Source organism: Gordonia paraffinivorans NBRC 108238 (genome assembly GCF_000344155.1).
Classification (GTDB): domain Bacteria; phylum Actinomycetota; class Actinomycetes; order Mycobacteriales; family Mycobacteriaceae; genus Gordonia; species Gordonia paraffinivorans.
This window is the reverse complement of sequence record NZ_BAOQ01000042.1, coordinates 18,819-41,886: the sequence shown is the minus strand read 5'-3', so window position 1 is coordinate 41,886 and position 23,068 is coordinate 18,819. Positions and strand designations below refer to the sequence as shown.

At 68.6% G+C, this 23,068-nt stretch carries 24 protein-coding genes and 1 pseudogene; 14 read left to right on the top strand and 11 right to left on the bottom strand.

All coding sequences use genetic code 11. The annotated features are described in order from the left end of the window. Positions 1–243: 243 nt before the first annotated feature. Positions 244–606: an Rv2640c family ArsR-like transcriptional regulator gene (locus GP2_RS18305; RefSeq protein WP_006902070.1), complete on the bottom strand. Its 363-nt coding sequence runs from the start codon at positions 604–606 to the stop codon at positions 244–246. A gap of 97 nt (positions 607–703) precedes the next feature. Here GP2_RS18305 and GP2_RS18300 point away from each other — a divergent pair, with 97 nt between their 5' ends. Continuing rightward, positions 704–1,189, top strand: a complete 486-nt coding sequence (locus tag GP2_RS18300; RefSeq protein ID WP_010844638.1) for an ArsI/CadI family heavy metal resistance metalloenzyme — start codon at positions 704–706, stop codon at positions 1,187–1,189. A 23-nt stretch (positions 1,190–1,212) separates the two neighbouring features. Here the strand turns inward: GP2_RS18300 and GP2_RS18295 are convergent, their stop codons facing one another. The 5 genes from GP2_RS18295 to GP2_RS18275 are packed head-to-tail and all read right to left on the bottom strand — an operon-like array spanning position 1,213 to position 4,225. Beyond that, positions 1,213–1,623, bottom strand: a complete 411-nt coding sequence (locus GP2_RS18295; protein WP_006902069.1) for an arsenate-mycothiol transferase ArsC — start codon at positions 1,621–1,623, stop codon at positions 1,213–1,215. Beyond that, positions 1,620–2,045, bottom strand: a complete 426-nt coding sequence (locus GP2_RS18290) for an arsenate reductase ArsC (protein ID WP_006902068.1) — start codon at positions 2,043–2,045, stop codon at positions 1,620–1,622. The genes GP2_RS18295 and GP2_RS18290 overlap by 4 nt, the downstream gene beginning before the upstream one ends. Positions 2,046–2,086: 41 nt before the next feature. Next, positions 2,087–2,770, bottom strand: a complete 684-nt coding sequence (locus tag GP2_RS18285; protein ID WP_006902067.1) for an arsenate reductase/protein-tyrosine-phosphatase family protein — start codon at positions 2,768–2,770, stop codon at positions 2,087–2,089. Beyond that, entirely contained in the window at positions 2,763–3,866 is a 1,104-nt protein-coding gene (arsB, locus tag GP2_RS18280; RefSeq protein WP_006902066.1) for an ACR3 family arsenite efflux transporter, read from the bottom strand. The genes GP2_RS18285 and arsB overlap by 8 nt, the downstream gene beginning before the upstream one ends. Then, entirely contained in the window at positions 3,863–4,225 is a 363-nt protein-coding gene (locus GP2_RS18275; RefSeq protein ID WP_006902065.1) for an ArsR/SmtB family transcription factor, read from the bottom strand. Before GP2_RS18275 ends, arsB begins: the two co-directional genes overlap by 4 nt. Before the next feature lie 135 nt (positions 4,226–4,360). Here GP2_RS18275 and GP2_RS21390 point away from each other — a divergent pair. The 3 genes and pseudogenes from GP2_RS21390 to GP2_RS18260 all read left to right on the top strand — a co-directional run bounded on the left by GP2_RS21390 (position 4,361) and on the right by GP2_RS18260 (position 7,071). Next, a pseudogene (locus tag GP2_RS21390) lies at positions 4,361–5,633 on the top strand (integrase core domain-containing protein). A 560-nt stretch (positions 5,634–6,193) separates the two neighbouring features. Then, complete coding sequence (locus GP2_RS18265) at positions 6,194–6,772, top strand: recombinase family protein (protein ID WP_006902063.1); 579 nt, start codon at positions 6,194–6,196, stop codon at positions 6,770–6,772. Beyond that, positions 6,769–7,071 (top strand): hypothetical protein, encoded by a 303-nt coding sequence (locus GP2_RS18260; protein ID WP_006902062.1) that lies wholly within the window; start codon positions 6,769–6,771, stop codon positions 7,069–7,071. The genes GP2_RS18265 and GP2_RS18260 overlap by 4 nt, the downstream gene beginning before the upstream one ends. Positions 7,072–7,081: 10 nt before the next feature. Here GP2_RS18260 and cydC read toward each other — a convergent pair whose 3' ends face one another. Both cydC and GP2_RS18250 read right to left on the bottom strand, forming a co-directional pair. Continuing rightward, complete coding sequence (cydC, locus tag GP2_RS18255) at positions 7,082–8,782, bottom strand: thiol reductant ABC exporter subunit CydC (protein ID WP_006902061.1); 1,701 nt, start codon at positions 8,780–8,782, stop codon at positions 7,082–7,084. Further along, positions 8,779–10,452, bottom strand: coding sequence for an ATP-binding cassette domain-containing protein (locus tag GP2_RS18250; protein ID WP_006902060.1), 1,674 nt, complete (start codon positions 10,450–10,452; stop codon positions 8,779–8,781). The genes cydC and GP2_RS18250 overlap by 4 nt, the downstream gene beginning before the upstream one ends. Positions 10,453–10,520: 68 nt before the next feature. Here GP2_RS18250 and GP2_RS18245 point away from each other — a divergent pair, with 68 nt between their 5' ends. The 7 genes from GP2_RS18245 (at position 10,521) to GP2_RS18215 (ending at position 17,041) form a co-directional block, all read left to right on the top strand. Further along, positions 10,521–11,594 (top strand): FecCD family ABC transporter permease, encoded by a 1,074-nt coding sequence (locus GP2_RS18245; protein WP_255218664.1) that lies wholly within the window; start codon positions 10,521–10,523, stop codon positions 11,592–11,594. Further along, entirely contained in the window at positions 11,591–12,475 is an 885-nt protein-coding gene (locus GP2_RS18240) for an ABC transporter ATP-binding protein (RefSeq protein WP_006902058.1), read from the top strand. Before GP2_RS18245 ends, GP2_RS18240 begins: the two co-directional genes overlap by 4 nt. Further along, positions 12,472–13,440, top strand: a complete 969-nt coding sequence (locus GP2_RS18235) for an ABC transporter substrate-binding protein (RefSeq protein ID WP_006902057.1) — start codon at positions 12,472–12,474, stop codon at positions 13,438–13,440. Before GP2_RS18240 ends, GP2_RS18235 begins: the two co-directional genes overlap by 4 nt. Before the next feature lie 48 nt (positions 13,441–13,488). Continuing rightward, positions 13,489–13,773, top strand: coding sequence for a cupin domain-containing protein (locus tag GP2_RS18230; RefSeq protein WP_006902056.1), 285 nt, complete (start codon positions 13,489–13,491; stop codon positions 13,771–13,773). A 322-nt stretch (positions 13,774–14,095) separates the two neighbouring features. After that, complete coding sequence (locus GP2_RS18225) at positions 14,096–14,854, top strand: prephenate dehydrogenase dimerization domain-containing protein (RefSeq protein WP_006902054.1); 759 nt, start codon at positions 14,096–14,098, stop codon at positions 14,852–14,854. Continuing rightward, positions 14,851–15,867 carry a diiron oxygenase gene (locus tag GP2_RS18220; RefSeq protein WP_006902053.1) on the top strand — a complete coding sequence of 339 codons (1,017 nt, stop codon included), beginning with the start codon at positions 14,851–14,853 and terminating at the stop codon, positions 15,865–15,867. The genes GP2_RS18225 and GP2_RS18220 overlap by 4 nt, the downstream gene beginning before the upstream one ends. Positions 15,868–15,922: 55 nt before the next feature. Next, entirely contained in the window at positions 15,923–17,041 is a 1,119-nt protein-coding gene (locus GP2_RS18215; RefSeq protein ID WP_006902052.1) for an ATP-binding protein, read from the top strand. A 12-nt stretch (positions 17,042–17,053) separates the two neighbouring features. On the opposite strand, the gene GP2_RS18210 is transcribed toward GP2_RS18215, so the two are convergent. Both GP2_RS18210 and GP2_RS18205 read right to left on the bottom strand, forming a co-directional pair. Next, positions 17,054–18,472: a CoA transferase gene (locus GP2_RS18210; protein WP_006902051.1), complete on the bottom strand. Its 1,419-nt coding sequence runs from the start codon at positions 18,470–18,472 to the stop codon at positions 17,054–17,056. A gap of 85 nt (positions 18,473–18,557) precedes the next feature. After that, a complete protein-coding gene (locus GP2_RS18205) occupies positions 18,558–19,457 on the bottom strand; it encodes an NAD(P)-dependent oxidoreductase (protein WP_255218663.1) in 900 nt (299 codons plus the stop codon). A gap of 367 nt (positions 19,458–19,824) precedes the next feature. On the opposite strand from GP2_RS18205, the gene yczR reads away from it, so the two are divergent. The 3 genes from yczR (at position 19,825) to GP2_RS18185 (ending at position 22,625) form a co-directional block, all read left to right on the top strand. Further along, on the top strand, positions 19,825–21,276 hold the full coding sequence (gene yczR / locus GP2_RS18195; protein WP_006902048.1) for a MocR-like transcription factor YczR: 1,452 nt from the start codon (positions 19,825–19,827) through the stop codon (positions 21,274–21,276). A gap of 87 nt (positions 21,277–21,363) precedes the next feature. Continuing rightward, positions 21,364–21,702: a cupin domain-containing protein gene (locus GP2_RS18190; protein ID WP_006902047.1), complete on the top strand. Its 339-nt coding sequence runs from the start codon at positions 21,364–21,366 to the stop codon at positions 21,700–21,702. Between the two features lie 2 nt (positions 21,703–21,704). Continuing rightward, positions 21,705–22,625, top strand: coding sequence for an alpha/beta hydrolase family protein (locus GP2_RS18185; RefSeq protein ID WP_006902046.1), 921 nt, complete (start codon positions 21,705–21,707; stop codon positions 22,623–22,625). Positions 22,626–22,656: 31 nt separating this feature from the next. On the opposite strand, the gene GP2_RS18180 is transcribed toward GP2_RS18185, so the two are convergent. Continuing rightward, positions 22,657–22,938, bottom strand: a complete 282-nt coding sequence (locus GP2_RS18180; RefSeq protein ID WP_006902045.1) for a zinc-ribbon domain-containing protein — start codon at positions 22,936–22,938, stop codon at positions 22,657–22,659. Positions 22,939–23,068: the final 130 nt, after the last annotated feature.

The window sequence follows — 23,068 nt, the reverse complement described above, 5'->3', positions numbered from 1 at the left end:
TCACCCCCACAGTCCGCCGATCGAATGTATGTTCGATACTACCCCACACTCCCCGACTTCGCACATGTCATCTCGCAGGACATCGGTGACACTTTCGCATCAAGACATCGGTGACAGTTTGAGGGGTCTAGGTGGTGACACTTTCATTGGTGTCCGCCACGCAACGCTATGTGCGTTGCGTGGCGCGGTTGCCGACGAGGGGGAGCCTGACGCAGGTGCTCAACTGACCGCGCCTGCGACGGTTCAGCAGCACCCTGTGGTGGCGCTGAGAACGCTGCGTAGCGCTTCCAACGACTCTGGCCGTGCGCGGTAGTAGACGTTCATCCCTCGTCGGTCAGGTGCGACCATGCCGGCCTTGCGGAGCTGCCCCAGGTGGTGGCTCGTGGTGGCCTCGGTGAGGCCGACCGCGGTCGCGAGGTCGCAGGTGCAGATTCCGTTCCCGGTGTCGGCGAGCAGGATTGAGACGAGTTTGATCCGGACCGGATCGGCCAGGGCCTTGAGTCGCAGAGCGATTTCTAGGGCGGTGTCGTCATCGAGCGGGGCCGCCGATACCGGTGCGCAGCAGATCGGGGCGCTGATGTCGACCATCGGCAAGGGCTTCGGCATGACCAGATCGTACGCCCCTACTTGACATATGTCGAAAAGGTGGCACCCTGCATGTGTCAGTAGTTCGATATATGTCTCACAGGTGAAGGTGATGGTCATGTCCCGTATGCAGCTCGCGCTCAACGTCGATGATCTCGATACCGCGATCGAGTTCTACTCCAAGCTGTTCAACACCACCCCGGCCAAACGCAAGCCGGGATACGCCAACTTCGCGATCGTCGAGCCGCCCCTGAAACTGGTGCTGCTAGAGAACCCCGGCCAGGGCGGCACGATCAACCACCTCGGCGTCGAGGTCGAATCGAGCGAGAAGGTGCACGCCGAGATCGCCAGGCTGTCCGGGGAGGGCCTGTTCACCCAGGAGGAGATCAACTCCACCTGCTGTTTCGCAACGCAGGACAAAGTCTGGGTGACTGGACCGGCGAACGAGAAGTGGGAGGTCTACACCGTGCTCGCCGACTCCGACACGTTCGGGACCAGCCCGAAACTGTTGGAGCAGAACGCCAACGATGACGTCGAGCAGGGTTCGGTGTGCTGCGGTGGCAGCGCCGCCGAACCGGCTGAGGTGCGCACTGCTTGCTGCTGAGGGGTCGTGGCTTGCACTCTCGCCTACCGCGCGATGCGATCGGCGAGGGCGCGGATCCGGTTGGTGATGTCGTCGCGGATTAGTCGCATCCGTTCGATACCGTCGATGCCCCGTTCGGAGGGTTCGTCGGTGTTCCACACTTCGAGGGCGACGCCGTCGGGTGGGGTGACGTCGGCGGTGCCGACCACCACGACGAGATCTGCAGTTTGCATCAGTTCGTCGGTGAGTTGCCGCGGCTGATGCCCGTCCACGGTGGCGCCGACTTCGGCGAGCGCCTGGGCGGACAGCTCGTTGACCTGGCCGCCGATCTTCGCGCTGGTGCCGGCCGAGGACGGGGTGATCCGGTCGGTGACTGTCGGTGTGAGGTGTTCGGCCATCACCGATTTGCCGCGGTTGGACACGCACACGAACAGCACCTGCGGTGGTGTGCTCACTGGCCGACCTGCTGGTTGGCGGGGAGCAGTTCGTCGAGGAGGTCCGCGACCAGTGCGCGGATCTGATCGCGGATCGGGCGGACCGCGTCGATGCCTTGGCCGGCGGGGTCGTCGAGGGCCCAGTCGCGGTAGCTGACGCCGGGGAATACTGGGCATGCATCGCCACAGCCCATGGTGATCACCACATCGGAGGATTCGACGGTGTCGGGGGTGAGGACCTTCGGTGACTGTGCCGAGATGTCGATACCGACTTCAGCCATCGCCTCGACCGCGGCTGGATTGATCGAGTCGGCGGGCGCAGATCCGGCGGAGCGGACCTCGACACTGCCCTGGCTGAGCGCGGTGAGGAACCCCGCAGCCATCTGTGAGCGGCCGGCATTGTGGACGCACACGAACAGCACGCTAGGTCGAGAGGAAGACATGAGACACAGTCCCTTTCAGCTGTGGAGGAATGCTCGGAAAGTCACACATGGTTGGCCATGAGCTCGGCAAGGAGCTCACGAACCCGGGCGTCAAGGTCATCGCGGATCGCGCGAACCTCGCCAAGTGAACGGCCTTCCGGATCGGAGACCGTCCAATCGAGATACCGCTTGCCGGGATAGATCGGGCACGCGTCGCCGCAGCCCATCGACACCACCACGTCAGCGGCGGCGACCACATCGTCGGTGAGTGGTTTGGGGTACTCGGTACCCAGGTCGACGCCAATTTCTGACATCGCTTCGACGACGGTCGTGTTGATCGAATGAGCCGGCACCAATCCGGCCGAGCGCACATGTACCCGACCTGTGGCGTGGTGGGTCATCAATCCGGCAGCCATCTGCGAGCGGCCGGCGTTCTGCACGCAGATGAACAGGACTTCGGGCACATCCTTGGGTACCGCCCCCTCAGCCTGCGCTAGGGCGCGTAACCGATCGGCAGCGAACCGGCCCGCCAAGGTCGTCAGATGCGCATGCACCCGGGAGGTGCGCCGTAACGCGGTGTAGGACTCGAAAACACAGCGTTCCACCGTCTGTCGAGACACCACCCCCTCGTACTTGGCGGCCAAGTCAGCTGCGGTACGGGCGAGCACGGTATGCGGCATCAGCAGCTCGGGTTGGGCGCGGTGTTCGCCGCGACTCAGCTGTTCGTCCAACACATTCTCAGACATCGCGAACAGGCTCCTTCGACACATCTGGGCTGGAGGCGGTCGTCGGACTGGTGAAGCGTTTCCGCAACGCCAGAGACACATAGACCAGCGCGACGAGGACGGGCACCTCGATGAGTGGGCCGATGACTCCGGCAAGAGCCTGACCGGAGGTCGCACCATAGGTCGCGATCGCAACGGCGATGGCGAGCTCGAAGTTGTTGCCGGCAGCGGTGAACGCCAGCGTGGTGGTCCGTGCGTAACCCAGCCCCATCACGGCGCCGAGGACGAATCCGCCACCCCACATCACCGCGAAGTAGATCAGCAGCGGCAGCGCGATCCGCACGACGTCCCACGGGTGAGAGGTGATCTGCTCCCCCTGCAAGGCGAACAGGATGACGATGGTGAACAGCAGACCGTAGAGGGCCCACGGCCCCAATCGCGGGAGGAACGAGGACTCGTACCATTCGCGGCCTCTGGCCCGTTCACCGATACGGCGGGTGAGATAGCCGGCAACCAGCGGGATTCCAAGGAAGATCAGCACCGACTTCGCGATCTGCCACGGCGAGGTGTCGATGGTCGTCTGTTCCAGGCCGAGCCATCCGGGTAGCACCGAGAGGTAGAACCAGCCCAGCACGGCGAACATGATCACCTGGAACACCGAGTTCAGTGCGACGAGGACGGCAGCGGCTTCACGGTCGCCGCACGCCAGGTCGTTCCAGATGATGACCATCGCGATACAGCGCGCCAGACCGACGATGATCAGCCCGGTCCGGTACTCCGGTAGGTCGGGGAGCAAAAGCCAGGCCAGCGCGAACATCAACGCGGGTCCGACGATCCAGTTCAGCAGCAGCGATCCCAGCAGCAGGCGACGATCGCCGGTGACCGAGTCGAGTCGGTCGTAGCGCACCTTCGCCAGCACCGGATACATCATGATCAGCAGTCCGAGAGCGATCGGCAGCGAGATGCCGTCGATCTCCACGGCCGCCAGGGCGTCTCCCAGGCCGGGAACGTTGCGGCCCAGCAGCAGGCCGGCGACCATCGCGGCGCCGATCCACACCGGCAGGAATCGGTCCAGCATCGACAGCTTGCCCGCGACCGCGGTGTCGGGGGCGGTCACTGGCCCACCTCACACGAGCGTGTTTCCCCCACGACCGTGGCGAGATCGTCCAGCAGGTCCGACAGTTGCTGCAGCGCTTCAACGTTCACCCGGTAGTACACCCACGTCGCGCGGCGCTCACTGGTCACCAAGCCCGCTTCGCGCAGCACCTTCAGGTGATGTGAGATCGTCGGCTGCGACAGCTCGAAGGGTCCGGAAATGTCGCACACGCAGGCTTCGCCTCCCGGATGCGCGGCAACCTCCGACAACAACCGCAACCGAACCGGGTCCGCAAGCGCCTTCAACAGTGGGGTGACAGCCCTGGTCTGGTCACCACTGAGGCCGCGGCCCGGTGGCAGCAGAAGATTCTTATTTGACACTCGTCAATATTGACATACGTCGATGCACGCGACAAGGCGTCGCTTCCGTTTAGCGGGCACGACACGCCCGATGGGCTCCAGCCAAGCCGGCACCCTGGCCTTCGGTTCACACTGCAAGCGCTCGACGCTCAGGCGGTGGTAGTTAACGAACCTATCGATCCTGTCGTGCGGCTGGCGATCTCGCAGTGGCCTGATGATGCACCCGCGGAGCGGTCTCGATATTCTGCGCGAACACGGGATTTCGCGGAAGTCGTTCTACGAGTTGCGTAAACGAGCACGAGCGGATGGGCCGTCGGCGGTCCTGGAACCCCGCACCCGCCGCCCGAAGTCGAGCCCGTCAGCGCTCAATGACGAGGTCAAAGCGCAGGCGGTGGCCGTGCGCGCCGCTCTGGAAGCCTCAGGTCTGGATCACGGGCCGATCAGCGTGCACGACAAGATGCAGTCGATGGGGTTGACTCAGGTGCCCTCAACGGCCTCGCTGGCCCGGATCTTCCGCGAAGCCGGTGTCGCTCGCCGTGAGCCAAAGAAGAAGCCCCGCTCGGCGTGGCGGAGGTTCGTCTACCCGGCGCCGAATGCGTGCTGGCAACTCGATGGCACCGAGTACGTCCTGACCGGTGGACGCAGGTGCGTCATCCTGCAGCTCATCGACGATCACTCTCGCTACGCCGTGGGCTCACATGTGGCCGCGGGCGAAACGGCTGAGGCTGCGATCGTCGTGTTCGACAAGGCAGTGACCGCCCACGGAGTACCTCAACGACTCCTCACCGACAATGGGCCCGCGCTCAACCCCTCGCGGCGCGGCCGTCTCGGTCAGCTCGTCGAGCACGTCCGCGTGCTCCGGGTGGAAACGATCACCGGCAAGCCCCACAAGCCGACCACGCAGGGAAAGAACGAGCGATTCCATCAGACGTTGTTCCGGTATCTGGACAAGCAGCCATTGGCTGACACCCTGGCCGAGCTGCAGGCCCAGGTTGATGCGTTCGATCACATCTACAACACCCAACGGCCTCACCAGGGCCTGCCAGGGCGCGTCACGCCACTGGCCGCGTGGCAAGCCACACCGAAAGCCCATGCGCCACACCCGATAGCCGGTGGATCACTGTTCAATCGGCCTACATCACGCCCGCCCGCGCCGCGCCCAACCGCCGATCTACCCGAGGGCGTCCTGGTCAGGACTGTCAGCACTTCCGGCACCATCAGCGTGGACTCAGTCACCTACACGGTCGATGTGGACCACGCCTTCGACCAGGTCCTCGTCGTCGCCGACGACAGCGCGATCGTCATCGCGAACACCGATGGAGAGGTCGTAGTCGAACACCCTCGACCCGCTTCCGGAGTTCGCTACGTCGGCAACCGACAACCCCGCGGCCCACGCCCCACGAGGACCAGACCGTCACCGAAGTCCTGACATACCAGCTGTCACCGAAGTCCTGACACAGAACTGTCACCGAAGACCCGATACATCACACTCCGACTTCGCACAACTTTCCCACAAGGCGCGTGAGCTCGAAAGCCATTGCGGCACCTGGAGATCCCATCCACACCGGAAAGACTTCGCTCGACAACACCATGCTCATGACGCCCGGAGCGCACCCCGCCGCCGAGCAACCACCACAGCAAGGCCGGGCGGTGACACACACCCAGACGCATACCGGTCCGACGAACCCCGCCACAGTCGGCCCAAGCCGATCGCCCCCCGCCCGGCAGGCGACCCGAGCCAGCGCATAGACCCCATCACCCACGCAACCGGGACACACGGCCCCGAGCTGCCGCAGAGTCTCGAAATTCACCGCGCGTCGCAAAACATAACGAGACCCTATTTTGAGACACCAGACGTGATTCGCCTTGCGGCCAAACACGACAAACCAACCGAGTCTCGAACTCTATCGGCGCGTCTCGGAACCATTACGAGAGTTTTGAGATAGTGTTCCGATCGTGACAGCAGACGCGACAGGTGGCGCACCGAGGATGGCCCTCGGATACGCGCGGGAGACACCGGGGGCTCATCCCCTCGGACCACAGATCGATGCCCTCACCGAGGCCGGGGTCGATCCCGGACGGATCTACACCGATGCGGCCGACCGGGCACGTACGGCGGACCGCCGTCCGGGGATGACCGCACTCCTCGACTACGCTCGTCCGGGCGACACCACGGTGGTCGTCGGGATGGACAGGCTCGGCCGGAATGTACGGGAGGTCATGGCGGTTGCACGCGAACTCGCGTCTCGCCGTATCGGCCTGCGCTCGTTGCGGGAGGGCATCGACACCGACGATCCGGCAGGCGCCATGATCGTCGGGGTCCTCGCATCGCTGGCCGAACTCGACGACGACACCACCGCCCGCCCGACGCACACACGGTCGCGGACAGGTACGCACTCGCGGCCCGCGTCGAACATCGGCCGCCCGCGAGTGCTCGACGACGACCAGGTTCTGCGGGCCGAGCAGATGCGCGCGGCCGGCGAGTCGGTCTCGCGCATCGCCGAGGCCCTGGGGGTCAGTCGCGCCACGCTCTACCGGACCCTCGCCGAAAGGCGGTCCGTGCGGTGAAGGACCACGGCGAAGACCTCCCCGATCTCGACATCGTGACGCCCTACGGCGTCGTCACCCGACTGCCCACGTCGTTCCCCATCTACGACGCGGAACTCGACGCACATCTCGACGCCGACCTGTTCCAGAAGGGTTTCGAGGACGCCGAGGCCGAACTCTGCGCGCTTCCGCTCCCCTGGCGCATGCGGCTGGCGACCAAGGTCCTCGACAGTCCTCCGGACCCGGACGACGACGAGCCCAGCTACACGCGCGGCTACCGCGCCGCGATGTACGGGTACGTGCGGCACGGCCGCAGATGAGCTGCGCCGCTCAGCACGCGCTCGCGGTGGACTCCTCCACGATCACCTGCCCGTCCCGCACGCGACAGACCATGTCACACCGGTCGAGTGTCGACTCGCGGTGGGTGATCCACAGGACCGTGCGCCCTGCCCATTCGCGGCGTAACCGAGCGACCACCCGGGCCTCGGTGGCGGCGTCGAGCTGACCGGTCCCCTCGTCGACGACGATGACGGCGCCGTCATGGAGGATCGCCCGGGCCAGGGCCAGGCGTTGCCGTTGACCGCCCGACAGGGTCCGGTCGGAGATCGCCGTGTCCAGGCCGTCCGGCATCGCGCGGACGAAGGTGTCGAGATCGACGGCGTGCAGGGCTTCCCACAGGCGCTCGTCGGTCGCCTCCGGGGCGCCGAGTCGGAGGTTGGCGGCGATCGACGTCGGCAGCAGGTAGGGGTCCTGGTCGACGACGGTGACGCGGTCACGGAGAACGTCGACCGGGATGTGTCGCAGATCGTGCCCGTCCCAGAGCACCCGGCCCACAACGGGATCCCAGATCCGGGCGGCGAGCGCGCCGAGCGTGGACTTCCCGCTGCCCGTGGGACCGACGACGCCGACGAACCCGCCCGCGGGCAGCGTCAGGTCCACGCGGTCGAGAACGCGGCGACCGGGTCGACCCGGATGCGCGAATGCCACACCGTCGAAACGGATCTCGGGGGCAGATTCCGGCGGGTGCCAGGCATCGGCCGTCGACGGGCCCGGAGTGTCCGATGTCCCATCGGCGATCTCTCGTATCCGACGCAGTGACGACGTCGTACTGCCGAGGAGCGCGGCGAACGCGTCCACTGCCTCGAGAGCGGGGAAGGTCGCGAACATGACGGCCACCATCGCCGCGATCGTCGCCGCATCGGCGCCACCGGCGTGCGCGGTCACCACCACGGCGGCGAGAGCACCCACCTGACACGCCCTGGTCAGCGCGACCCGGGCCGCCGACCACCTCGCGACCACCCGACGACGGACGGCCAGGTCGCGCTCGACGCGGTCGAGTGTCCGCATCCGTTCCGGGGCAGCGCCGAAGGCACTGATCTCGCGGAGACCCGCGATCGAATCCGCCAGGTGCGCCGACACCGTTCCGAGGTGCGCGACGATCGCCGCCTCGTTGCGTCCCACCCGCCTTCGCCCGACGAACGGAACACCGGCCCCGAGCACCACGACGGACACACCGACAGCAAGCGCGACGCCGGGGTAGCCGATCACGATGAGCCACAGCAGGACTCCCGACGGCATCACCACAGCGGCGATCGCCGGAACCACCGTGTGCGCGAAGAACACCTCGAGTCGGTCGATGTCCCGGGTTACCCGACCCAACAGATCACCGGTGCGGTGCCGGTAGGTGATCGCGGGCGCGAGCGCCGCCAGCCGGCGGTAGAAGAACACCCGCATCATCGCGAGGACCCGGAAAGCGACCCAGTGCCCGGTGTAATGCTCGAGGTAGTGGAACACTCCCCTGATCGCGGCGAGGGTGAGAACGACCAGCAGGACCGAGACCGCCGACCCCGAACCCGTGGTCACCGCCGACACCGCCGCGTGGGCGGCGTATCCCAGCAATGCCGCCCCGGCAGCCAGTTCCGCGACCCGGCACGCGATGGAGATCAGCAAGGGCCACAGCACAGGTCGGCCGAAGGACAGCAGCCAGCGGGTCTGCGATGCCCGCCCGTCCGTTAGTGTGTGCTCGGTCATCGCCGTACTCTCCTGATCGTCTCGGTTTCACGGTTCATCTCGACGTCGTCGATCACGGACTCGGTCGGGTGTCGGCTCGTACTGCCGATGTCGACGGCGCGGTGGGCAAGTGCGGCCAGGCGCGGCGAGTGCGTCGCGAGAACGACGGTCTTCCGCCCCGCCAGCGAGGCGATCGTCTCCGCGATGAGTTCCTCCGAGCGTGGGTCGACGTGGCTGGTCGCCTCGTCGAGGATCAGCACCGGCGCATCGCGCAGCAGCGCACGGGCCAGCGACAGTCGTTGGGCCTGACCGCCGGACAGGGCCGTTCCGAACTCCCCCACCTCGGTGTCGAGACGTCGGGGCAGTGCGGCGATCTCGTCGGCGAGCCGCGCCCCGCGCAACGCCGTCCACAACTCGGCCTCGGATGCGTCCGGACGGGCCAGCCGGAGGTTGTCGGCAATGGTGCCGGCGAACAGGTGTGTCTGCTGGTGAACGATCGCCACGTGTGCGCGGCCATGAGCCGGCGCACCGCCGAACTCGACGCGTCCCCGATCGGGCACGAGGTCCCCGGCGAGCATGGCGAGCACCGTCGATTTGCCCGCACCCGACGGCCCGGTCAGCGCCACGATCTCGCCGGCACCGACCTGCAGGGTGAAGTCGATCAGCGTCGGTTCGCGGTCGGGATAGGCGAAGTCGACGTCGATGACACCGCACGACACCGCGCCCGACCGCGCGGACGCACCCTCGGGCGCCGACTTCTGCGCGGGCTCGGCCGGCAACAATCCCGCGACCTCCTTCTCGGCGGCGACGCCGGTCATGCCGATGTAGAAGAACTGGCCGATGTGGTCGAGGGGCTTGGTCAGCAGGACCGCGAGCAGGACGAGTGCGACTGCCCGGGGCGCGTCGAGCTGCCCTGTGGAACCCAGGTGGACCGCCGTGGCCGTTGCGGCTCCGACCAGCCCTCCGTAGACGACGACATCGGTGACGAAGAGGATCGCCTGATTGCCCAGCAGCAGACGCATCACGCTGCGACGCTGGGACTCGCTCGCTGCGGCGAGATGTGCCGCGTGGTCGTCGACCCGCCCGTACAGCGACACCGTGCGCAGACCGCGCAAGGCGTCGAGGAACTCTGCGGCGAGCCGCCGCGATCGTTCGCGGTGACGATCCGATGACCGCTGGAACAGGCGCTGGAGGCCGCCGACGACCGGCGGTGCGAGCAGCAGGAGAACGAACAACAGTCCGGCGACCCGCCAGCCGATCGTCAATCCGATCACCACGAGAACGACGAGCGGGGTGGTGACCGCGCCGATGATCGTCGCCACGAAACCCCCACGCAGAGCGGCGATCTTGTCGGCTCCGTCGGTCGCGGCGGACACCAGGCGCCCGGCGGCCGGCAACTCCGAACGCGCGACGAGGGTGTCGGCGCCGTAGATGCGCCGCAAGAGTGCGCGGCGGACCGCGACCTCGACGAGGCGAGCGGCCCGGTCGTCGACGAGCGGGATCGATGCGACCGCGACGACGAGCGCGCTGCTCGCCGCTGCCAGGACTCCCCACCGGTTCCCCGACCCCGGGTCGACGATCAGTTCGCCGAGCGCGAAGTAGATGACGCAGGTCATGACGACGCTCCACCAGGCGAGTCCGACGCTCACCACGGTGAGACGTCGAACCCTCCGGTCGATCGGGAAACCCATCGCGACTCCCTTATTGAAAATGATTACTGTTATCGTTTGGGTGGATTCGGAGTATACGCACGAAAGGCATGACCGCTGTGGCACCCCCAGAACCCCTCGTCGAGACCCGGGTCTCGACCTCGTCGTCGGTGCGCCCCAGGCGATTTGCGTGGTGGCCGATGGCCGCGACGGGCGTGTTGCTCGTCGCCGTGATGATCGCCGGCGTCTCCATCGGCCCCGTCACGCTCGGTTGGTGGGAGGTCCTGCACGCACTCGTCGACGCGGACTCGCCGGACTCGCCGCTCGTGCGGGACGTCCGCGCCCCCAGGGTCGTGGTGGCCGGGGTCGTCGGCGCCGCACTCGCGGGTGTGGGTGCGGTGATGCAGGCCGTCTTCCGGAATCCGCTCGCCGACCCCGGCATCACCGGTGTCGCGTCGGGGGCCGCCGTCGGCGCGGTGGTCGTGCTGGTCTCGGGCACAACGGTTCTCGGCAGCGCCTCGGTGCCCCTCGGCGCTTTCGCCGGCGCCGCCGTCGCAGCACTGTCCCTGTTGCTCGTGGCCCGGATGCGCGCCGACGCGTCCCCCGTGGCCTTCGTGCTCGTCGGCATCACCGTCGGCTCGTTCTGCTCGGCGGTGACGGCGGCGCTGGTCGCCAACGCCCCGACCGACTCCGCGGTGCGGTCGGTGATGTTCTGGGTGAACGGCGATCTCACCTCGCGGACGTGGACCGACGTGTGGCTGAGCCTGCCGCCGATCCTGCTCGGCGCCGCGGTCCTCGTCTCCCGGCACCGGGTGCTCGACGCCCTCCTGCTCGGCGAGCCGACCGCGACCAGCATGGGGGTCGACGTGCGTCGCGAACAGCTGGTGCTCCTGCTCGCCGGAGCGCTGGTGACCGGCGCCGCCGTAGCCGTGACCGGCGTGATCGCGTTCGTCGGACTCGTGGTGCCCCACGCGGTGCGTCTGGTGCTCGGCACCCGACACCGCATCCTGTTGCCCGCGTCGATGCTCAGCGGGGCGATCTTCCTGATCCTCACCGACCTCGCCGCGCGGATGTTGTTCGATCCCGTGGTTCTGCAGACCGGCACGGTCGCGGCACTCGTGGGCTCCCCGGTGTTCGCATGGCTGGTGCTCCGCTCCGGCAGTCACCAGGCAGACGCCGCATGAGCGCCGTCCTGTCGGTCCGGGACGTCCGCGTCGTCCGCCGATCGCGGGGACGCACTCCGCGCCGCGTCCTCGACGCGATCTGTTTCGACGTCGAGCCCGGCAGTGTCGTCGGCATCGTCGGCCCCAACGGCTCCGGGAAGTCGACGCTGTTGTCGGCGATCGCCGCCGGGCGCACGGTCACGCGCGGTTCGATCCGGTGTCGGGACGTCGAGCTGGCGGGAGCACGCCCCCATGTGCGCGCCCGGCACGTCGCCTTCGTGCCCCAGCAGGCCCGACTCGGCTTCGGACTCACCGTCCGGGAGATCGTCGGGCTCGGAGCTCGCGTGAACGAGACGTCGGAGCGTGCCGACCGGATCGTCGACTCCGCGCTGCGCCAGGCCGGCTGCGCCCACCTGGCCGAGCGGCCCGGCACCGCCCTGTCGGGTGGCGAATGCCAACTCGTCCACATCGCACGCGCCCTGGCCCAATCCGCGCCCGTCCTGGTGATGGACGAGCCGGCGTCCGCTCTCGACCTGGCACACCAGACCGAGGTTCTCGCCCTGGCCCGATCCCACGCCGCGGCCGGCCCGGCCACGGCGACGATCCTCAGCATCCACGACCTCGGTCTGGCAGCCCGCTTCTGCGATCGGCTGATCCTCATGGAGACCGGCCGGGTCGCCGCAGTCGGAACCCCGGTGCAGGTCCTCACCCCGGAGCGCATCGAGCAGGTCTACGGCGTCCGGGTCCGGACCGACCACGACCCGGTGACGGGCAGCCTGCGTGTGACCGCCTTCCCGCACGCCGCCGCAGTCCTCGATCGCCGGGCCGGCGACAAACCCCTCCTCCCCGCAACGATTGTGACCCGGGCGACACCGGGCACCCTTCAGAAAGGTCGACGATGAAGACAGCCAATCCCGTTCGGTTCCTCGCCGCCGCGGTCGCGGTCGCCGCGACGCTCACCGCGTGCGGCGGCGAGACCTCGGGAACCCACACCGCAGGAACAGCGGGCGATCAGGCGGCGCCGCAACGGATCGCCGCACTCAGTCCCGACGTGGCCGAGACCGTCGCTGCGCTCGGCGCCGGCGAGCGCCTCGTGCTCATCCCCGACACCCAGACGCACCCCTCGCTGACCAATCACCCCGAGGTGATGCGCGCAGTCGGGTCGACCATCGCCGCGCACGGACCCGCCGACCCCGAGCGAATCCTCGCCGCGGACCCCGATATCGCCATCGTCACACCGCGACACGAGGGCGAGACCGACACGTCGGCGCTGCTCGCCGACTCCGCTGTCCGGATGGTCACCCTGCCGAACACCTGGCAGGGCGTCGAGGAGATGCTCACCGACATCACCACGATCGGCGAGGCCATCGGATCGTCGCAACAGGCCACCGAGCTCGCGTCGTCGATCCGCGACGGCATGACGGCGATCCGGCCGGTCCCCACGCCTTCCAGGTCAGTTCTCATCCTGAGCAATCAGGCCGGGCGACCGATGGTCAACGCGGGCAAGGGGTTCACCCAGGACCTCGTCGCGCGGGCCGGTGGACGCAACGCCGCCGACGACGCCGGACTGTCACGCACCGGCTTCGCCGACCCGGAGCAGGTCGTCCGCGCACGGCCCGACGCGATCCTGCTCGTGGACATGCTCGGACTCGGCCGGGAGTCGTTCGCCCCGATACTGGCCAACCCCGCCGTCCGGCAACTCCCCGCGGTGCGGGACGACCGCATCCTGGTTCTCGACGCCAAGCACAGCCAAGCGCTCGGCCTGCAGAGCACCGTCGACGGCCTGCGCCAAATCCGTGCCTGGCTCGCCGACACGGGCGATCGGCGCTGGCCTGCCGTCCCTCCCGTCGCCGTAATGTCGCAGTGAGGCGACCGGCTTCGGATCGGTCGCCTCACTGCGACGATGGAGGGCGAGATGACCGCGGGTTCGCACGGCGAGGTGCAACAGGACGACGGGCGTTTCCGGGTGACCCGGTGGACCGTCGAACCGGGCGGAACCATCCCGATGCACCGTCATGAACACGACTACGTCGTCGTGCCGCTCGTCGACGACACGATGTATGCCGTCGGACCCGACGGCACGGAGATCGCCGCGCACCTGCGTATCGGCGAGAGTTACACGCGCAACGCGGGAGTCGAACACCGCATCGAGAACCGCGGCACCGAGACCATCGTCTTCGTCGAGGTCGAGAGGCTCTGAAGTCGATCGCTCCGCCCAGACCCCTCGTTCGGGTTGCGGAGTTCACGCGTCTCGCGGCCTTCGTCGGAAATGACCGCAATCTTCTTGTCCCGCACGGGGAATGATCCGCACAGTGTCACGGTCGTTGACGAATAGTGATCTGCCGGTGACGTCAATGCCCCCGCGCACGCCGTCTCGGTGCGACCATGGACCGAGTCGGGGAACGGTCCGCATGCGCGGACCGCGGCGCAGTGCCAGTCGGGGCCGGGCGCCGAATCTCGGCGGTTCACGTTGGCGGACCGTTTTCTCGGTTGATACGAGAGGTCGTGCCGTGAACGGATCAATGCACAACCATGGGCCCGGATCAGGTGAGATCGACCTCGCCGAACGGGATCTCGACGCTCTGCGTGTTCTCGCCGTGCCGGAGGACGTCGCCCTGACCGTGGTGGAGTCACTGCCGCCACTGATGAATCCGACCGCGCTGCTCGTGGAGACGCTGTCGGTGAAGACCCGGTTCGCGGACTGCGTTGCCCATCTCGGCGACGAACTCGCTTGGGACGGCCCGATCGTCGGCATCAACCCGATGTTCGCCCCGTCCCTGCGCCCGCCGGGACGGACGGTCGCGGCGGTGGTCCACCGGAGCGGCCGGGCTGCGGATCTCCTGCTCGATGATCTCCGACGCTGGGGCGCCCGGGTGCAGATCGTGTCCGCGGATCACCACGACCGATCGTGTGCCGCGGTGCAGGCACTCACCCACGCGACGATCCTGTCGTTCGGGTGCGCTCTCGCCGACCTCGGGATCGACCCCGACGGCGCGGCGGCCCTGGCGACACCGGTGTTCACGACGATGTCGGCACTTCTTGCCCGCGTCAGCGGCGGCACGCCCGAGGTGTACCGGGACGTGCAGGTGTCGAACCCCTATGCCCGAGCGGCACGAGAAGCGCTGTCGCGGGCGATCTCCCGCGTGTCGGCGGCATCACGCGGGGAGCCCGGTGTCGCGGGGTTCGCCGATCTGCTCGACCATGCGGGCCTGTCGCTGGGCGACCATGCCGAGGACCAGGCGCGCCTCTGCGCGCACTTGTTCGAGGGGTTGGCGTCGTGACCGCGCACCTGCCGCAGCACGACCCGTCGAACCCGGTCGAGACCGCGGTGATTCGCGGGCTGGTCCGCAGCTGGCCGAGGCGAGCCACCGTTCGCCGGCGCGAACCCGAACTCGACGCGCCCACCATGAACGAGCTGTACGACGAGGGCCTCACGGACTTCCCCGAGGCGATGCTCCCGTTCGCCGGACACCCGCTATGGGAGCGGCTCGACGACGAGCGCCGCACCCGTGTGCGGGCCTGGGCGTGGATCGCCTACAACAAGAACGTCATCGACATCGAACAGGACGTGGTGACAACGGCTTTCGGGCTGCTGTTCCGGGACGCGTTCGGCACCGGCTTGTCCGACGCGGACCGGGAGGCGGTGGTGCAGTCGATGGTCGACGAGGAGTACTACACCCTGATGCACCTCAACGCGTCCACGCTGACCCGCCGGCGTCGGGGCTGGGAACTACCCGACGCGACATTGCCGAAGTCGTTCACCGCGCGCAGGCATCGAGAGGCGCTCGCCCGGGCGGCCTCACCTCGGAGCGCGGCACTGACGAGCCTGGCGTACGCGACGGTCGCGGAGACCTCCATCGCCGACTACCTGACGCTGGTCGCAGAAGACCCGACGATCCAACCGGTCCACAGGGCGACCATCGCGCTGCATCGCCGCGACGAGCGCGCCCACGCCTCGGTCTCGGCCGAGATGATCGTCCTGGTGTACGACCGGTTGGACTCGCGCGATCGGGAGATCCTCGTGCACGCCCTGCGAGACGCAGTGGAGGCCTTCACCGCCACCGACACGGCGGTCTGGTCGACGATCCTCGCCGCGGAGCGGACTCCGGACGGCGAGAGCATGCTGCGGGAGGCCGCCGAGGGCGCCGGGCGCCGGCGACTCCTCCAGGACTGCAGCGCGATCGACCGCCTGCTGGCCCGACTCGGCGTCGCCGACGACACCGGAAGCCCCGGCCACTCGGCTGCACCGGCACCGTCCCGGTTCCCGATTCCGCGACACCGTCCGCGAATCTGAGCCGGGGCGGCCGGAGAACGGGTGGCTCGGGGAGAGTCCCCGTAGAGTACAGCGCGTGGTCCAGCTCAAAGTGGGAAGCCAGCGCGACGACGCGACGACCGACGTCCTCCTCGCCGCCGAGAAGTTCAACCGCCACACCTTCTGGTGTGGCCAGAGCGGGTCGGGCAAGACCTACGCTCTCGGCGTCGTGCTCGAGCAGCTCCTGCTCAACACCCGCCTGCCGCTGCTGATCCTCGACCCCAACGCCGACTTCACCCGGCTACCGGAGGCCAGGGACACCGCCGACGCCGAGACCACCGAGGCGATCCGTTCCGCGGACATCCGCGTGCTGCACTCCACGCGTCCCGAGCAACCACAGCTGCGCACGCGCTTCATCGATCTGCCGCTCACCGCGAAAGCCGCTGTGTTGCAACTCGACCCGATCAGCGACGCCGAGGAATACAACGTCCTTCTTCATGCCTCGGCAGCTCAGGATCTCGCCGCCCGGGGCGACACCGCCCAGGACGACGTCATGGACGAGAGCAACTTCGTCGCGCTCCTCCGCGCGTCGGGTGACCCGGGCCGCCGGCAGCTGGCAACCCGCGTCGAGAACCTGCAGGTCCTCGAATGGGATCTGTGGGCGCGCGGCGACGTCGCAGCCACCGACATCGTCGACGAGCGACCCGCGGCGACCGTGATGGACCTCGGCGGATTCGCCCATCCGGACGAGCCGAAGGTGGCCGCACTCAGCGTCCTCGAGCATCTGTGGGCCCGCCGCGACGAGCGCCGTCCCATCCTCATCGTGATCGACGAGGCGCACAACATCTGCCCGCCCGTCGCCGCCAACGCCGTCGAGCAGGCGCTGATCGACCGCGTCATCCAGATCGCCGCGGAGGGACGCAAGTTCGGTCTCTGGCTGCTGTTGTCGACGCAGCGCCCGACCAAGATCCACCCGAACGTGCTGTCGCAGTGCGACAACCTGTGCCTGATGCGGATGAACGCCCCACGTGACCTCGCCGAACTCGCCGACACCTTCGGGTTCGTCAACGAGCACATGCTCGCCCAGTCCCCCGAGTTCCGTCAGGGCGAGGCCCTCCTGGCCGGCGGATTCATCCCGACGCCGACGTTCACCCGGATGGGCGCCCGGCTCACCGAGGAGGGCGGTGCCGACGTCCCGGTGCCGTTGGTCGACTGAGCGCCGGTACCGCTACCGCCAGACCGGTTCGTCGCTGCCCCACGGATGCAGCGACGACGGATATGCCATCGGCGCCCCGGGAAAGTCGAGGATCGGCGGAGCGCAGGTGACCGTCGCCGCGGAGACGCCGGCACCCGGGCGGACCGGTACCGACGTGGTGGGCAGGGACGCCGGACCGTTGTGCGCGCCATGGTTATCGGCGGGCCCGGCCGCGAGCAGTTCGTGTGCGGTCCGCGCCAGACTCATGGCGATGTCGAACGAACCCCCGACAGTCCGCTGGGCGCGGATGGCCGTGCTGATCGCCGCGGCGAGGAAATGCCCCGTCGCGTGGTCCAGCGCCTGCGCGGGGAGCGCACCCGGCGTCGCGCCGTCCCCGGACTCGAGGACGGCGATGCCGCTCGCGGCCTGGACGAGGCTGTCGAAGCCGCGGCGATCGCCCCACGGCCCGTCCGTGCCCCACGCCGACAACTCCGCGACGACGATCCCGGGAAAGCGCTCCTGCAACGACTGCGGGTCGAGTCCATACCTCGCCAGGGCCGTCGGACGATATCCGTGCACGACGACGTCGGCGGTGGACATCAGCTCCTCGAACCGCATCCGGTCAGAGGGATCATCGAGATCGATCAACGCGCTGCGCTTCTCGTGACCGGTGTCGAGGTGCTGCCACGGCGCCTCGGGGAGCCGCGGCGAGTCGATGCGCAACACGTCGGCACCGGCGACGGCGAGATCCCGGGTGGCCACCGGGCCGGCGATCACCCGCGTCAGGTCGAGCACCCGAATGCCGGCCAGGGGCGCCGCCCCGCCGTCCCGCCACGGGCGCGGGGCCGCGTCACCGGAGGACCCGAAGCGCACGATCGGGGCGTCGCCGATTTGCGCCTGGGGATGCTGCCGCCACTCGTCGGGGTCGCGGACCGCGAAGACCAGCGCCCCGGCCGCCGCGGCGAGGTCTTCGAGGTCGAACCGCGTCCACTCGGACATCGCCGCTTCCACCGTCGGCCGCCCGGCCTGCGGTGAGATCCCGAGGAGCCGCGCGAGTCGCTCCGCGTGGTGCGGATAGTTGGCGTGCGTGCGGACCCAACCGTCACGGACCCGCCAGAACCCGGACAGGGACCCCCAGACCGCGGGCGGCTCACCGTCGAGGCGGAAGACCTTCTCGCTGCCGAACGACGCCTGCACCCTGGGCGCCTCCGGCGAGACCGTCAGGTCTCCCCTCTCGATGACCCCCCGCTGCACACCGATCAGCGCCACCCCGAGCGAGGCGAGCGCCGCGCTGTCGTAGGCCAGTTCCGCGACACGCAGATTCGAAGTCCACGTGGGCATTTCCCGCGCCCGCCGCAGCGCGACGAGGTCCTCGGCGGAGAGCCCGAGCGCCTCGGCGACCGCACGGCCGGCACGGTGGAGCGCATCACCGGCGTCCCCGTGGTCGCGCACCGGGTTCGACAGGTCCCTGCCACCGGTTCGGTCATGGTCGCACCTCCGATCGGCCTCGTGATCGTGTCATTCGTTGCCGCCTGCGTCAGACCCGGCCCCACGTGCGATGCCGGAGGGAGTGGATCACCGCGGCCATGTCCTGCTCTGCTCGGCCGAGAGCCGTCGCCTCCGCATACAACTCGGTGCACACGTCGATAAGTGGACTCACGATCCCGTTGCGGTGCGCGTGTTCTTGTACGAGCGTGCTGTTCTTGAGGACGTCGAAGATCGCGGCGTGCGGAGTCCAGTCGGCGTCGACGAGTTTGGCCGTCTTGGCACGAGACACCACCGAGGACATGGGCCCGGCGTCGAGCACCTGCCGGAGGACGCCGGGGTCGACGCCGTTCTCCTCGGCGAAGTGGAAGGCCTCGGCGAGTGCGGTCACGAGCGGGATGAGAACGGCGTTGACCGCGAGCTTGGTCGTGAGCGCCGACGGGACGGGTCCGCAACGGACCACGGCCGAACTCATCGAGCGGATCAGCGGCTCGACCCGATCCAGGGTCTCCTCGTCACCGGCGGTCATGGACAGCAACGTGCCGTCGAGCGCGGGCTGCCGCGAACCGGACACCGGTGCCTCGACATACGCGCCGCCGCATTCGACGATCCGGCTCGCGAGCCGTTCGGAGAACGCCGGTGAGACGGTGCTCATCAGCACGACGATGCGGTCCCGGAACCGGTCTGCGCCCACCGATCCGAGCACCGACTCGACCGCGTCCTCGTCGGACAGCATGACGAAGACGACCTCGGCGTCGGCGAAGGCATCGGCGGCCGCCGGCGCGACCGCGGCCCCGGCAGCGCCGAGGAGGTCGCAGGCCGAGCGCGTTCGGTTCCACACGACCAGCGGCGTCCGCCGCAGCAGGTTCGCGGCCATCGCCGAGCCCATGCGGCCGAGGCCCAGGAATCCGACCCGGTCACCCACGTCGGGCACCAGCCGTCTCGCGGTCACCACCGATCAGGTCGCGATCGACCGGGTCACCGTCGGACGTCGTCCGTGGGCCCGGCCGGCGGTGTTCCCTGCGATACACGACGACCGCGAGAACCAGGATCACGAGAGCGGCGACGACGAACGCCGTCACGGTTCCGGCGTCGAGCAGACCCTCCGACCCGACTGTGCCGACACAGGTCCCCTCCCCGCGGAGTTCGCGGACGCACACGCACGCGACGCACGCGTGATGCATCGCGTCGGCCGACACCGTGTGAGCAGATCCGATATCCGTCATGTGATCACCGACCTCCACCATCTGGACCAACGCCACCGATCCAATCGCAGAATCCACAAGCCCGAATAGAGCCACTTGGGGTTAACTGGACTCATGACGAACCCGACCATCGGCGCACGGATGTCGGCTCGGACCCTGATGAACCTCGTCGGCGAGCTCGACCCCGCTCGCCCGGTCTACGAGGCCCTCGCCGAACGGATCCGACTGCTGATCCTCGACGGCCGCATCCCGGTGGGCACCCGGCTTCCATCCGAACGCGAACTCGCCGCCGCATCCGGGCGCAGCCGCACGACGATCGTCGCGAGCTACCAACTCGTCCGCGACGCCGGTTACCTGGTGAGCCGGCAGGGGTCCGGGAGCCGTGCGGTCCTCCCCGGCCCCGGACAGGATGAATCGGATTCCCGGGCAATCGACTTCGCGCGCGCGGTGCCCCCGCCGGTCGATGGTCTCCGTGACATCTTCGCCCGGATGGGCGAGCGCATGGTCGACGCGCTCGACGGGCCGGGATTCGATCTGGTCGGCAACCTCTCGCTCCGCGAGGCCATCGCCGAGCGCTACACCGATCGCGGCCTGCCCACGACCGCAGACCAGATCATGGTGACGATCGGCGGGCAACATGCGATCTCGCTGGTCGCGCACACGCTGCTCGGTCGCGGCGACATCGCACTCGTCGAGGCGCCGACCTACCCACATGCCTACGACGCGCTCAAACGCGCCGGGGCCAGGTTGATCACGACGCCGGTGACGTCGGCGGGATGGGACGTCGACCGACTGGTGGACGCCCTGACCGGCGCTCGGCCGGCACTGGCCTACCTGGTCCCCGACTTCCAGAACCCCACCGGCGCGTCGATGCCCACCGAGGCGCGGGCACGCGTCGCCGAGGCCGCCCGGTCGTCGGGCACCGCCCTGGTCATCGACGAGACGACGGCCGACCTGAACATCGACCGCCCCTGGGACGACGGCCCGTTCGCGCGTCACGCGAAACGGGTCGACGCGACGCTCGGGACGGGTGCGATCACCGTCGGGTCGTTGAGCAAGTCGATCTGGGGCGGTCTCCGGATGGGCTGGATCCGCGCCGACACCACGGTGATCCGGCGCCTCGCGCAGGCCCGGCCCGCCGGCGACCTCGGCACCCCGCAGATGGAGCAGTTGCTCGGCGAGCAGATCGTGCGCGCCATGCCCGAGCTGCTCGCCCGGCGACGCGCTCTGCTGGCCGAACACCGTGCTGCGCTGGTCCGCCTGCTGGGCGAGCGGCTCCCGCAGTGGACCGTGCCCTTCCCCGACGGCGGGCTGTCGCTCTGGGTGCAGCTCGACTGGCCCGGCAGCTCCGCGCTGACCAGCCTGTGCGACGTTCGCGGGCTGTCCCTGGTCGCCGGGCCCAAGTTCTCACTCGACGGCGCGTTCGAGCGGCACCTGCGCATCCCGTTCACGTCCCCGATCGCCGATCTCGAGCGCGGCGTCGACCTGCTCGCCGACTCGTGGGAGCAGCTCACGGTCCGACGCACCCGCCGGACGGCCATGTCGCGGATGCCGGGAGTGGTCTGACACCGACCAGTCCACTTCCTCCAACTGGATCATGAGCCCGACCTCCGTTCCGTGCTGCAATCGGCGACAGCAGAGAGAGGATCGGGGATGCACCAGTTCCAGAGCGCGCCAACGGCACAGCAGGAGGCCGTCTACACCGAGTTGCTGCGAACGCCCTCGATGAGCGTCGGCACCTACGTCATCCCCGCCGGCGCCGACGATCCACAGTGCCCGCACACCGAGGACGAGGTCTACGTCATCCTCGGTGGCCGCGGAGTCCTGCGCACCGAGCACGGCGACGGCGTTGCCGAACCGGGGGTCGCCCTGTTCGTCCCGGCCGGGGAGCGCCACCGCTTCGTCGAGGTCACCGAGACGCTGTCGATGTACGTCGTCTTCGCGCCCGCCGAGGGGACCCGAGCGGTCCCTGCGACCAGAGGAGAGAGGTGAGCATGTCCGAGACCGGATTCGAGGTCGTCTTCGAGGACGTCGAGGTGCGGTGCGCCGACGGGCTGGTGCTCCAGGCGCGGTACTTCCACCCCGCCGAGCTCCCCGACGCCGCGGATCGCGCCGTGATCGTCGCACCGGCCACCGGCGTGCAGGCGCGCTACTACCGGCGGTTCGCGACCCATCTCGCCCGCAACGGATTCGCCGCGCTCGTCCCCGACTACCGAGGCATCGGCCGGTCGGCACCGGACACTGCGCGCGAGTACCGCGCGCTGAAGGCCCGCTGGCACGAGTGGGGAACTCTCGATGTCGAGGCCTGCATCCTCTGGCTCCGGGATCGGCTGGGTCCGCGGGCCCGGCTGAGCGCGGTCGGCCACAGCTTCGGCGGCTTCGCGGTCGTGCTCGCCGAGCACGCCGGCGAACTGGACCGCGTGATGATGGTCGGCGCCCAACACGCCCATTGGCCCGACTACGCGAAGACCGAGCGGTACCGGCTCTTCCTCAAGTGGCACGTCTTCATGCCGGTCGTCGCCGGAGTGCTCGGCTACTTCCCCGGCAAGCGGCTCGGGTGGCTGGAGAACCTCCCGAAGGGCGTTGCGCTGGATTGGGCACGCGGCGCCGCCGACTATTCGACGACGATCGGCGACCGGGGCACCGAGATCCTCGGCCGCAGCGCGCAGCTCGAACTTCGCGTGCTGGCGGTGAACTCCACCGACGACCCCTACGCCACCCCGGCGGCCGTGCGTCGCACACTGGCCTATCTGCCGCGCTGCACGTGCGAGGAGATCTACTACACGCCGGACATGCTCGGCGTCGCAGAGATCGGGCACTTCGGCCTCTTCCACGACCGGTTCGAGAACACCTTCTGGCGGTGGGCAGTGGACTGGCTGGTCGATTCGTCGGCCCCGGAGGCGTCGTCCGTGTAGCAGCGAGGTCGCCGCTCCCGGGGATCAGCCGTCAGACCTGCGGCGGCACGGCCGGTGAGGCCGCTGCGGCCGTCCTCTGGGCGTCGGCGGTGAAGCGGTCTGCCTCCGGGCGGGGCAGAATGGTCTCGTTGCCGCAGTAGGAGCAACTCATCCGGTAGGTGCCGTGCCCGAACGGGAAGATCGGCAGGAAGAACAGGGTGAACCAGGTCGTCGACCGGAACAGGCGCTGCGCGGCCTCCACGCGGCAGTACATGCACATGAAGATCTGTGCCGCCACGAGTTTCACCATGGTGCGTGAGCCGAAGATGATCATCCGGTCTGTCCTCCTACGTGTCCGGTTCGTGCGGCACGGAACCGGCCGACGAGGTCGCACCGAATCGTAAGACGCGTACCCGCGGCACAGCCCCTCTCTCTCCACAGCCATCACCAGTGCAGCGTCGTCG